At 71.5% G+C, this 12,025-nt stretch carries 11 protein-coding genes; 8 read left to right on the forward strand and 3 right to left on the reverse strand.

Translation table 11 applies throughout. From position 1 onward, the window contains the following. Nucleotides 1–177 precede the first annotated feature (177 nt). From ACH4F6_RS35725 to ACH4F6_RS35750, 6 genes are all read left to right on the forward strand, one after another. Entirely contained in the window at nt 178–2,229 is a 2,052-nt protein-coding gene (locus tag ACH4F6_RS35725) for a M4 family metallopeptidase (protein WP_397964566.1), read from the forward strand. A gap of 289 nt (nt 2,230–2,518) precedes the next feature. Beyond that, nucleotides 2,519–4,183 (forward strand): M4 family metallopeptidase, encoded by a 1,665-nt coding sequence (locus tag ACH4F6_RS35730; protein WP_397964550.1) that lies wholly within the window; start codon nt 2,519–2,521, stop codon nt 4,181–4,183. Between the two features lie 71 nt (nt 4,184–4,254). After that, nucleotides 4,255–4,785 carry a DUF1990 family protein gene (locus tag ACH4F6_RS35735; RefSeq protein ID WP_397964551.1) on the forward strand — a complete coding sequence of 177 codons (531 nt, stop codon included), beginning with the start codon at nt 4,255–4,257 and terminating at the stop codon, nt 4,783–4,785. After that, nucleotides 4,778–4,996, forward strand: a complete 219-nt coding sequence (locus ACH4F6_RS35740) for a type II toxin-antitoxin system VapB family antitoxin (protein WP_397964552.1) — start codon at nt 4,778–4,780, stop codon at nt 4,994–4,996. Before ACH4F6_RS35735 ends, ACH4F6_RS35740 begins: the two co-directional genes overlap by 8 nt. A 186-nt stretch (nt 4,997–5,182) precedes the next feature. After that, a complete protein-coding gene (locus ACH4F6_RS35745; protein WP_397964553.1) occupies nt 5,183–5,356 on the forward strand; it encodes a Scr1 family TA system antitoxin-like transcriptional regulator in 174 nt (57 codons plus the stop codon). Between the two features lie 7 nt (nt 5,357–5,363). Continuing rightward, nucleotides 5,364–5,564, forward strand: coding sequence for a DUF397 domain-containing protein (locus tag ACH4F6_RS35750; RefSeq protein ID WP_397964554.1), 201 nt, complete (start codon nt 5,364–5,366; stop codon nt 5,562–5,564). Between the two features lie 25 nt (nt 5,565–5,589). Here the strand turns inward: ACH4F6_RS35750 and ACH4F6_RS35755 are convergent, their stop codons facing one another. Next, a complete protein-coding gene (locus ACH4F6_RS35755) occupies nt 5,590–6,147 on the reverse strand; it encodes an SMI1/KNR4 family protein (RefSeq protein ID WP_397964555.1) in 558 nt (185 codons plus the stop codon). Between the two features lie 157 nt (nt 6,148–6,304). Here ACH4F6_RS35755 and ACH4F6_RS35760 point away from each other — a divergent pair, with 157 nt between their 5' ends. Next, nucleotides 6,305–7,132: an endonuclease/exonuclease/phosphatase family protein gene (locus tag ACH4F6_RS35760; RefSeq protein ID WP_397964556.1), complete on the forward strand. Its 828-nt coding sequence runs from the start codon at nt 6,305–6,307 to the stop codon at nt 7,130–7,132. Between the two features lie 235 nt (nt 7,133–7,367). Here ACH4F6_RS35760 and ACH4F6_RS35765 read toward each other — a convergent pair whose 3' ends face one another. Together ACH4F6_RS35765 and ACH4F6_RS35770 are read right to left on the reverse strand one after the other, a co-directional pair. Then, nucleotides 7,368–7,802, reverse strand: coding sequence for a hypothetical protein (locus ACH4F6_RS35765; protein WP_397964557.1), 435 nt, complete (start codon nt 7,800–7,802; stop codon nt 7,368–7,370). A 279-nt stretch (nt 7,803–8,081) separates the two neighbouring features. Continuing rightward, nucleotides 8,082–10,706, reverse strand: coding sequence for a glycosyltransferase family 1 protein (locus tag ACH4F6_RS35770; RefSeq protein ID WP_397964558.1), 2,625 nt, complete (start codon nt 10,704–10,706; stop codon nt 8,082–8,084). A 531-nt stretch (nt 10,707–11,237) separates the two neighbouring features. Between ACH4F6_RS35770 and ACH4F6_RS35775 the strand changes: the two genes are divergently transcribed. Beyond that, nucleotides 11,238–12,025: maltotransferase domain-containing protein (locus tag ACH4F6_RS35775; RefSeq protein ID WP_397964559.1), on the forward strand; the 788-nt coding region annotated here is incomplete at its 3' end.

A 12,025-nucleotide genomic window follows, 5' to 3' on the forward strand; every position in this document is an offset into this window, starting at 1 on the left:
CTGACAGACAGCGCTGTCCGCTGCCACTCTTCCCACTGCTGGTTCACAGCAACCCCACAGCAAGGCCCGTTCTGCGTACCACCCCGTTCTGCGTACCGCCCTTTGTCGTGCCCGGACGGCTCACCCGTCGTCCGGTCTCCCCTGGCCGCGGGACCCGCGGCCGCGCAGAAGGAGTACCTGTTGAACAGCAGCTCTTCCAGACGCACCCCCCACACCCCGTACCGCAGGGCCGCCGCCGTCGCCCTGGTGGGCGTGTCCGCGCTCATCGCCACCGCCGTGCAGTCCGGCGCCGCCACGGCCGCCGCCCCGGAGAAGACGCCGCGCGCGGCCGGCCAGGCGGTCCCGGGCTCGGAGTCGGTCCGGCTCTCCCCGGCCCAGCGCGCCGAGCTGATACGCGAGGCGAGCTCCGGCACGGCGCGGGCCGCCGAGGAGCTGGGCCTGGGCGCCCAGGAGGCGCTCGTCGTCCGGGACGTCCTCAAGGACGCGGACGGCACGGTCCACACCCGCTACGAGCGCACCTACGCGGGCCTGCCGGTCCTCGGCGGCGACCTGGTCGTCGAGAGCACCCCGGCCGGTGCGACCCTGTCCGTCGTCAAGGCCACCCGGGCCGCCATCAAGCCGGCCACCACCGCGGCCGCGGTGCCCGCCGCGAAGGCCGAGCAGCAGGCGCTGGCCGCCGCGAAGGCGGAGGACGCCAAGAGCCCGGACGTCAACCGCGCGCCGCGCAAGGTGATCTGGGCCGCGAACGGCACGCCGAAGGTGGCGTACGAGACGGTCGTGGGCGGGTTCCAGCACGACGGGACCCCGCAGGAACTGCATGTCGTCACGGACGCCACGACGGGCGCCGAGCTGTACCGGTGGGAGGCGATCGAGACCGGCACCGGCAACACGGTGTACAGCGGCACGGTCGACCTCACCACCACGCAGTCCGGCTCGACGTACAACCTCACGGACGGCGCGCGCGGCAACCACAAGACGTACAACCTCAACCGCGGCACCTCCGGCACCGGCACGCTCTTCTCGGGCTCTGACGACGTGTGGGGCAACGGCAGCCCGTCCAACCTGGAGTCGGCGGCCGCCGACGCCCACTACGGCGCCGCGCTGACCTGGGACTACTACAAGAACGTGCACGGGCGTTCCGGCATCCGCGGCGACGGCGTCGGCGCGTACTCCCGGGTCCACTACGGCAACAACTACGTCAACGCGTTCTGGTCGGACAGCTGCTTCTGCATGACGTACGGCGACGGCTCGGGCAACAGCAACCCGCTCGTGGCCATCGACGTGGCCGGTCACGAGATGACCCACGGCGTCACGTCGAACACCGCGGGACTCAACTACAGCGGCGAGTCCGGCGGTCTGAACGAGGCCACCTCCGACATCTTCGGCACGGCGGTCGAGTTCTACGCGGCGAACTCCTCCGACGTCGGTGACTACCTCATCGGCGAGGAGATCGACATCAACGGCGACGGCACCCCGCTGCGCTACATGGACAAGCCCAGCAAGGACGGCGCGTCCAAGGACAGCTGGTACTCCGGCATCGGCTCGGTCGACGTCCACTACTCGTCGGGCCCCGCCAACCACTTCTTCTACCTCCTGTCGGAGGGCAGCGGCACCAAGACCATCAACGGTGTCACGTACAACTCGCCCACCGCGGACGGCCTCCCGGTCACCGGGATCGGCCGCGACAAGGCGGCGAAGATCTGGTTCCGCGCGCTGACCACGAAGTTCACCTCGACCACCAACTACGCGGGCGCCCGCACCGGCACCCTCGCGGCCGCCGGTGAGCTGTACGGCACCACGTCCGCCGAGTACACGGCGGTGGCGAACGCCTGGGCGGGCGTCGCGGTCGGCACCCGGCCGGGTGACGGCGGCGGTGGCGGCACGTCCTTCGAGAACACCACCGACGTGTCGATTCCGGACAGGGGCGCGGCGGTCACCTCGTCGATCACCGTCTCCGGGCGGACGGGCAACGCGCCGTCCAACCTCCAGGTGGGCGTGAACATCGTCCACACCTACATCGGCGACCTCCAGGTGCAGCTGGTCGCCCCCGACGGCACGGCGTACACCCTGAAGGCGTACGGCACCGGCGGCAGCACGGACAACCTGGACACCACCTACACGGTGAACGCCTCCTCCGAGGTCGCCAACGGTGTGTGGCAGCTGAGGGTCCAGGACAACGCGGCCGCCGACACCGGCTACATCAACAGCTGGAAGCTGACCTTCCCGTAAGCCGTACGGCACCCGATGCGGGAGCGCCGTCCCGGGGTTCGACCCCCTGGGGCGGCGTTCCCTTTTTGCCGGTCGATTGCCTTCGCTCTGTTGGCCCTTGACCCAGGTCACGTCGTTTTACACGGCCGCAATGTTCACCGGTTGGTCGATTTCCAGCCAACATCATGTGGGGGTCATGACATGTACGCGACGTTGATGTCAGTCTTCCTCTCACCCGCCGCACAACTTCACCGCAGTACCGGCCGGCCGCCCCACGCCGTCCGGGCTCCCCCACACTCAAGGAGCTTGTGTGACCTCCCTCTACGCGCGTCACAAGCGCACCTCTCTGGCCATCGCCACCGCCGTCGCGGCCGGAGCACTGGTCACCACCGGTCTGACCGCCGGCACCGCCGCCGCCCAGACCCCGGCGGACGCCACCGGCAGCAAGCCGTCGGCCGTCCCCACCGCGCTCGCCCCGGCCGCCCGCACCGCCCTCATCCAGGACAAGCAGGCCGACGCCCCCGCGACCGCGCAGGAGATAGGCCTGGGCGCCCAGGAGAAGCTGGTCGTCCGTGACGTCGTCAAGGACGCCGACGGCGCGGTCCACACCCGCTACGAGCGCACCTACGCGGGCCTGCCGGTCCTCGGCGGCGACCTGGTCGTCCACGAGTCGGCCGCGGGCGCCCGGCAGGGCGTCACCAAGGCGACGAACGCCACGATCAAGGTGGCCTCGCTGAGCCCGGCCGTGACCGCGGCGAAGGCCGAGACCCAGGCCGTCTCGCTCGCGAAGGCCGCCGGCTCCGAGGACACCGAGGCCTCGCAGGCGCCCCGCAAGGTCATCTGGGCGGGCAACGGCAGCAAGCCGACCCTGGCCTACGAGACGGTCGTCGGCGGCTTCCAGGACGACGGCACCCCGAACGAGCTGCACGTCATCACCGACGCGGCCACCGGCGCCAAGCTGTACGAGTACCAGGGCATCGAGACCGGCACCGGCAAGAGCCTGTACTCCGGCACGGTCTCCCTCGGCACGTACCTCTCGGGCTCGACGTACCAGCTGTACGACACCTCGCGCGGCGGCCACAAGACGTACAACAAGGCGCGCAGCACCACCAGCTCGGCGGGCACGCTCTTCACGGACGCCGACGACACCTGGGGCACCGGCGCGGCCTCCAGCTCGTCCACGGACCAGACGGCGGCGGTCGACGCGGCCTACGGCGCCCAGACCACCTGGGACTACTACAAGAACACCTTCGGCCGCAACGGCATCAAGAACAACGGTGTCGCCGCGTACTCCCGCGTCCACTACGGCAACGCGTACGTCAACGCGTTCTGGGACGACAGCTGCTTCTGCATGACGTACGGCGACGGCTCGGGCAACACCAAGCCGCTGACCTCGCTGGACGTGGCCGGCCACGAGATGTCCCACGGCGTCACCTCGAACACGGCGGGCCTGAACTACTCGGGCGAGTCCGGCGGTCTGAACGAGGCCACCTCCGACATCTTCGGCACGGCGGTCGAGTTCTACGCGGCGAACTCCTCCGACGTCGGTGACTACCTCATCGGCGAGAAGATCAACATCAACGGCAACGGCACCCCGCTGCGCTACATGGACCAGCCGAGCAAGGACGGCGCGTCGGCCAACTACTGGTCGTCGTCGCTGAAGAACCTGGACGTGCACTACTCGTCCGGCCCGGCGAACCACTTCTTCTTCCTGCTGTCGGAGGGCAGCGGCTCGAAGACGATCAACGGGGTCAGCTACAACTCCCCGACGTACAACGGCTCCACGGTCACCGGCATCGGCCGCGCCAAGGCGGCCCAGATCTGGTACAAGGCGCTGACCACGTACATGACCTCGACGACCAACTACGCGGGCGCCCGCACGGCGACCCTGAACGCGGCGTCGGCCCTGTACGGCTCCACCAGCACCGAGTACAAGACGGTCGCGGCGGCCTGGACGGCGGTCAACGTCGCCTGACAGCAGGTGAGTCGAGTGGGGGCGGCACCCGGGAAGAAGGCATTCCGGGTGCCGCCCTACTCTTGGGTCCCATGTCTGTTGGGGACTTCACCTACGAGGACGTCGGCGCCACGCGCGACCGTCCCGGCCACTGCCCGCCCGGCTTCCACGCCCTGCACGTGCGGACCCGCCTGGGCGAGGGCGAGCAGGTCTTCCGCCGCGCCGCCGAGGCCGTCCTCACCTGGGAGATGCACCGCGCCATGGGCGTCGGCATCACGGCGACGGCCGACCGCGCGACCCCCGGCGTCGACGTCACGGTGACCCTGGCCGGCATGATCAAGGCCCCCTGCCGCGTCGTCTGGACGGTCGAGGAGCACCGCCGCGCGGGCTGGGCGTACGGCACCCTGCCCGGCCACCCCGAGCGCGGCGAGGAGGCCTTCGTCGTGGACCGCACGGGCGACGGCACGGTCTGGCTCACGGTGTCGGCCTTCAGCCGCGCCGCGAAGTGGTACGCCCGAGCGGGCGGCCCCGCGACACGCGGTCTGCAGCAGGCGTACGCGCGGCGGTGCGGGACGGTGCTGCGGGGGCTGTGCGCGGAGGCAGGGGAGCAGGACCATGGCTGACCTGGACGCCGAAGCACCCGAAGCCGTCGCCGAGGAGCCGCCCTCCGCTGCCGGCGGGGACACAGTCGACACCGCCCCGCGCGGGACACCGGCCGACGACCGCCGCCTGCGCGCCCTCCACCAGCCGCAGGACCTCGCGGCGGAAGGCGCCCTCGACGCCGAGCTCCTCCTCGGCAAGCGCGCCTACCGCGGCAGCGGTCCCCTTCGCTGAGCACCGCCGACCGTCCCGACACCTCTACGCTCGCCCGGGCGCCGCTGCGGCGTCCTGGTGCGTGAGGCCACGCCCCGGAGCGCCACCCGCCTCGAACCACAGCAGCTTCCCGGCCCCGCGCGCGAGCCGGTCACCGCGGTCCCCGATGGACCGGCCGCCCCAGGAGTCGGCGTACTCCTGCACGCGGTGCAGCCCGCCCGACTCGGCACCGTCCAGCTGGACACCCACCACGGCTGCGACTTCCTGGACGCGGAAGCCCAGTCGGACAAGTACCGTGTCGTACTCGACCGGATGGAAGCGAACGCCCTCAAGCCCGCAGAGTCCCGCGATCCGATCCGCAGAATCGCCCGGACCGTCTGAGAGAACCGTGCCCGATCACCACTGGCAGAAGTCCGCTTACAGCCCCGACGCTTCCGATTGCGTCCACGTCGCCGCCTCCGCCCCCGGCACGATCCACCTCCGCGAGAGCGACGAACCGGACGTCGTCCTCACCACGACGGCGTCCGGTCCGCGCGCATCGACAGGCAGCCTGCAAGGCCAGGCGGAACACATCCGGGGACGCGGCTGACCGGACCGGTCCCGACCGCGTGCTCTCACATGCCCCGCTCCGGGCCGTACCACTCGGTCGTGTGCTCCGACGCGGTCATCGGCAGCCCCTCGAAGAGGACAGGGCCTGGATGGAAGACAGCGCTGCCGGGGCCGAAGGCGTCTTCTCCGGTGAGATACCGGTGGAGCCACCCGGCGAACGACATGCGGTACTCGTGGAAGTCCTGTTCATCGCCGTTGCACGCCGGCAAGCGCCACTCACCGGAGTCGGCGTCGACCGCCCCGAAGAGGTGTTCGCCACGATCGGTGCTGGTGAGCGGGATGAGGCCGGCAGCCCCTCCGAAGCGCGGGCCGTCCGGGAACCCAGGGCACCGCGCGTCCGACAGGTCGCTGCGCGAGAATGCCGAGATGGTGTGCTCCATCGACTCGCGCAGATTCCATCGTGGGGTGGACGGATGCTTCAGACAGAGGTGCACGTTCAACTGCACCGGAGCGTAGGCGGACAGAACCCTCTCGTAGTCGTCGGGCAGCTGGACGCCCAGCCCGTTCTCCAGGTCCTCCCAGGCCCCGCCCGGCAACGGGACATCTCTGGCGGGACCCAGCATGTCCATCACAGCGTCGACGAAGGTGTGCGGCTTTTCCGTCCTTGGGCGCGGAGGGCTCGGTCTGCTCGCCCAGCTTTAGACGATCTCTACATGATGTCCCATAACCTCGTGGAGTCAGACGCCAGATGCCACGGGTGTCCACCTCGGGGAGGCCACGGTGCTCAGTAGGGGCGTTCAACTGCTCGTGGGGGCCGTGGCCGTGGCCTGCGTGGTGCTCGCCGGCCCCAGTGCGCCGAGCGGCGCCGGGTCGCTGCCCGCAAAGGCCGCCCGGGACGTCGTGCCGAACCGGGTCATGACGTGGAACATCTGCAATCCCTGCGAGCAGAGCAACGTCGACCGGGCGGCGGCGATCGCCGCGTACGCGCCCCAGGTCATCGGCCTGCAAGAAGCGTGCGTGGGCGACGTCGAGAGGATCCGGGAGTACCTGGAGAACCTCCACGGGCTGGTCTACCACGTCCGGTACGGGTCGGTCCTGCGGAACTGGGGCCGCTGCGGCGGAGCGCCGTGGAACCCGGGGGCCTACGGCCAGGCCGTCCTCTCGGCGGCGCCGATGACGGACCCCGTCATCGCGGAGTACCCCGACGGCGGATCCGAGGACCGCGGGTACATGGCGGTCACCACCACGGTGGACGGCCGGTCCGTCCGGGTCTTCAACACGCACCTCGCCGAACGGCGTCAGGAGGCGGTCCGGGCGGACCAGGTCGACGTGCTCGCCGCGAAGGTCGCCCGGTACGACCGCGTGATCGTCCTCGGCGACTTCAACGCCGTGCCGGACGCCTTCGAACTGTCCGCGATGTGGACGCTGGCCACGGACGTGGACCCCCAGTGCCGTCCCACGACCACCGGCACCTGCAAGCCGACCACCGACTGGCAGAGCAAGTTCGACTACGTCTTCCTCCGGGGCATCACCCCGCTCGGGCACGGCGTGCACCCGACCCCGGCCTCGGACCACCACCTGCTCCACGCCGACCTGGACCTCACTTAGCCCCGGTACGAGTGCTCCCCGCCGCTGGGTGATCCATTCCAAGGGGGTTGCCGGGCGGGTGCCTGCCGCCGCCTCCGCCGCCCCCCGGCTAGCCGGGGACGACCGATCCGATGAAGTCGCACACCGACTGGATGAGCTGGGCCAGGTCGCCGAATGGTGACAGGATCATGAGGGCACCTCGTTGAATGGTGTGGAGTGACGATTCCGAAGAATCACGTCGGCACCGGCACGCTGATCACTTGCCGGACAGGCGGAGATCCCCGGACCAGACGTCGCACCGGACACGGCCGGAGTCGAAGGTGATCTCCAGCGCAAGTCGCCCGCTGTCCGGGTCCCCTTCTTCACGCACGGCGAGGACCGTCTCACCCAGATGGTCGGCGAACGGAGTCTCGTCGCTGACCGGCGCCACCTGGACGCGGCCCAGCTCCGCCATGTCGTATTCCTCGAACGGCGCTGATGACTCCACGATCAGGCACCAGTCCGACCCCGCCGTCACATGGGTGGCGACCTCTTCGCTGTCGATCAGCCACACATCCAGCGGGCCGTCCGGGGCATCCATGCCGTACAGGTGCCACGAGGCGACCACCCGCTCAAGGCGCCGCCCGACCAGGTAGTCAGGACAGACACCAACCCCGTGCACCGGGCACCCTTTCAACCGCTCCAGTTCCACCCGGTGACCGTACCGTCAAGCGAAGCTCCAGCTCACACGCTTATACGGGACGAGTCTCAGGACAGAAGTCGAGCTGAGTCAGGCCTGTCGTCGCTGCCTGCCACCGACATCGGCGAGAGGACCGCCATCCGCTTCGGCAGCTTGCCGGTCGGCCTGACGCTCAAGGCCGCGAGCGCGTCGGGCAGGGGCGTGGTGTGCGGCCGCGGTGCCGGCGGGGAGTCCGGCCGGCACCGCGGTGGGAGCAGGGACGGGGGCATCTGCCGCCACGTCCCCTCCCGCTCAGCGCATCAGGACCCCCGCTCCCTCCGCCAGTTCCTCCGACGGCCCCGCCACCAGGCCCAGTTCCGCGCCCGAGGCGAGGAGGGGGTGGCTGGGCAGGATGCGGACCGTGTAGCCGTAGGGGCCGGTGCGGTCCAGGGACAGGGGGCCCTCGTAGACCCAGCGGCCCTCCAGGTCGGGGCCGCCCACCGGCTTGAGGGGGATCGTCGTCGCGTCCGTGATGCGGTCCTCCGTGTCGACGCGGCCGGAGACGGCCTGGACCTCGACGTCGTCGGGAGCCAGGGTGCCCAGGGTCAGGCGGACCCGCAGGGTGAGGGTCGTGCCGAGTTCGGCCGTCGGGGTGGCCGCGGAGGTCTCCACGTGGTCGACGGTGACCGTGTGCCAGGCGGTGCGCACCTTCGCCTTCCAGGCCGCCAGGTCGCGGGCCGTGCCGGGGTCCAGGGCGCGGTGGGCCCGGGCCGCGGGGGCGTAGAGCCGTTCGACGTACTCGCGGACCATGCGGCCGGCCAGGACCTTCGGGCCGAGGTGGGTCAGCGTCCGGCGGACCATCTCGATCCAGCGGTCGGGCAGCCCGTGCCGGCCCCGCTCGTAGAAGCGGGGGGTCACGCGCTGCTCCAGCAGGTCGTACAGCGCCGCCGCCTCGATGGCGTCCCGGCGGTCCGGGTCGGTGGCGGCGCCGTCCGCCGTCGGGACGGCCCAGCCGAAGTCCGGCTGGAACCACTCGTCCCACCAGCCGTCCAGGACCGAGAGGTTGAGGCAGCCGTTGAGGGCCGCCTTCATGCCGCTCGTGCCGCAGGCCTCCAGGGGGCGCAGCGGGTTGTTCAGCCAGATGTCGCAGCCGGGGTACAGCTTCTGCGCCATCGCCATGCCGTAGTCGGGGAGGAAGACGATGCGGTGGCGGACCCTCGGGTCGTCGGCGAAGCGGACCAGTTCCTGGACGAGCCTCTTGCCGCCGTCGTCCGCCGGGTGCGCCTTGCCCGCCACGACGATCTGGATCGGCCGCTCGGGGTGCAGGAGCAGGTCCATCAGGCGGTCGCGGTCCTGGAGCATCAGCGTCAGGCGCTTGTACGACGGGACGCGGCGCGCGAAGCCGATGGTGAGGACGTCGGGGTCGAGGACGCCGTCGATCCAGCCCAGTTCCGCCGTGCCGGCGCCGCGCTGGCGCCAGGACGCGCGCAGCCGGTCGCGCACCTCCTGCACCAGCTGCTCGCGCAGGCTCCGGCGCAGGTCCCAGACGTCCTGGTCCGGGATGTCGGCGACGGAGTCCCAGCGGTCGGAGCCGCCCACGCTGAGCGCGTCCTCGGTGCGCTGGGCGCCGACCTGGCGGGCGCCCAGGCGCAGCACCTCGGGGGCGACCCAGGTCGGGGCGTGGACGCCGTTGGTGACGGAGGTGATGGGCACCTCGTCGGCGTCGAAGCCGGGCCACAGGCCGGCGAACATCTCCCGGCTGACCCGGCCGTGCAGCAGCGACACGCCGTTGGCGCGCTGGGCCAGGCGCAGGCCCATCACCGCCATGTTGAAGAGGTTGGGCTCGCCGCCGGGGTAGGTCTCCATGCCCAGGTTGAGGATCCGGCCGACGTCCATGCGCGGGAGTTCGGCGTCGCGGCCGAAGTGCCGGGCGACCAGTTCGCGGTCGAAGCGGTCGATGCCGGCCGGGACCGGGGTGTGGGTGGTGAAGACCGTGCCGGCCCGGACCGCCTCCAGGCCGGAGTCGAAGTCGAGCCCCTGGTCGCAGAGTTCGGCGATCCGCTCCAGGCCGAGGAAGCCGGCGTGCCCCTCGTTGGTGTGGAACACCTCGGGCGGGGCGTGCCCGGTGAGGCGGCAGTACGTCCGTACCGCCCGGACGCCCCCTATGCCGAGCAGCATCTCCTGGAGCAGCCGGTGCTCGCTGCCGCCGCCGTAGAGCCGGTCGGTCACGCCGCGTTCGCCGAGCTCGTTCTCCTCGACGTCCGAGTCGAGCAGCAGCAGCGGCACCCGGCCCACCTGGGCCAGCCAGACGCGGGCCAGCAGCCGGCGGCCGCCGGGGAGGGCGAGGGAGACCTGGGCGGGCGTGCCGTCGTCCTCCTTCAGCAGGGTCAGCGGGAGCTCGTTGGGGTCGAGGACCGGGTAGTGCTCCTGCTGCCAGCCGTCCCGGGAGAGGGTCTGGCGGAAGTAGCCGTGCCGGTACAGCAGGCCCACCCCGATCAGCGGGACGCCCAGGTCGCTGGCCGCCTTGAGGTGGTCGCCGGCCAGGATGCCGAGGCCTCCGGAGTACTGGGGCAGAGCGGCCGTGATGCCGAACTCCGGGGAGAAGTAGGCGACGGCGGCCGGAAGTTCGGCGGACGGTCCTTGTTCCTGGTACCAGCGGTCGCCGGTCAGGTAGTCGTGCAGGTCGTCGGCGGCGGCGGTCAGCCGGCGCAGGAAGCGGCGGTCCTCGGCCAGCTCGGCGAGGCGCGCGGCGCGCAGGCTGCCGAGGAGCCGTACCGGGTCGCCGCCGGATGCGGCCCAGCGTTCGGGATCGACGGACTGGAAGAGGTCACGGGTTTCCGCGTGCCAGGACCAGCGCAGGTTGCGGGCGAGGTCACTGAGCGGCCGGAGGGGTTCGGGGAGAAGGGGTCGGACGGTGAATCGACGGATCGCCTTCACTACTTTCCACCTCGGCGTGCGTAAGGAGTGGCGCACAGCGCTGTGCGTCTGCGTCGTGGACGACGGTACCGGCGTCGGTGCGGCTGCCGCTGGGGACTGGCCGCTCCCGTACGGGCGGGTTCACCCGGTACCCACCGGGAGGGCACCCACTGCACAGCCGTCCCCTTATGGCCGATTCCGTCCCCTCGGGCCACCTTGTGGCGCTTCGCCCCGCACGAGAGGCTGCCCTGTGCGTACCCGGAGTCCCGTCACCCGCGAACAACGGGGCCGGTCTTGGCCGTGGACATACGCGCGAGTAGTTAACACAGTGCCGGATTGCTCACCCGAACAGGGTGGGAAGGCTCCTCCGGTACACGACCCCGCACGACTCGAGCACATCCCCGGCACTTCCGGGCACCAGTACGAAGAGAGCACCACCCCGGCCCGTCCGGACCGGCGCGAGCGGGTCCGGACGATCCCGGCACGCCCCACCGCAGGACCCACCTCCCCACATCCATCCGCCCACCCACGTTGATGCGGACAGGAGCGGTCATGCCCGCCACGCACCACTCGTCACCACCCCCGACCCCCCGTACGACCCGCACGACCCGCGCCGAAGCTCCCGCCGCGCGCCCCGCCGACGCCGGACCGCCGGCCCCGGAGCGGTCCTCCGCGGGGGACGCGCCCGCCGTGGGACGCATCCCCGTCCTCGACGTCCGTCCGGTCGTCCAGCACGGGCGGCGGCCCGCCAAGGCCGTCGTCGGGGAGACGTTCCAGGTTTCGGCCACCGTGTTCCGCGAGGGCCACGACGCCGTCGCCGCCGACGTCGTCCTGCGCGGTCCCGGCGGCCGCCCCGGCACGCGGACGCCGATGCGTGAACTCGCCCCGGGCACCGACCGCTGGGGCGCCGAGGTCACCCCGGACGCGCCGGGCCTGTGGACGTACGCGGTGGAGGGCTGGAGCGACCCCGTCGGCACCTGGCGCCACCACGCCCGCATCAAGATCCCGGCGGGGATCGACACCGAACTGGTCCTGGAGGAGGGCGCCCGGCTCCACGAGCGGGCGGCCGCGGGCGTGCCCCGGGGTGAGGGTCCGGCACGGGACGTCCTGCTCGCCGCGGCGGCCGCCCTGCGCGACGAGTCGCGGCCGGCCGCCTCCCGGCTCGCGGCGGCGCTGACTCCGGAGGTGGACGAGGTCCTCGCCCGCCACCCCCTGCGGGAACTGGTCACCTCGTCCGACCCGCTGCCCCTGCTGGTGGAGCGGGAGCGGGCCCTGTTCGGTTCGTGGTACGAGTTCTTCCCGCGGTCGGAGGGCACGCCCGAGCGTCCGCACGGCACGTT

The sequence above is a fragment of the Streptomyces sp. NPDC017936 genome (assembly GCF_044328485.1).
GTDB lineage: Bacteria > Actinomycetota > Actinomycetes > Streptomycetales > Streptomycetaceae > Streptomyces.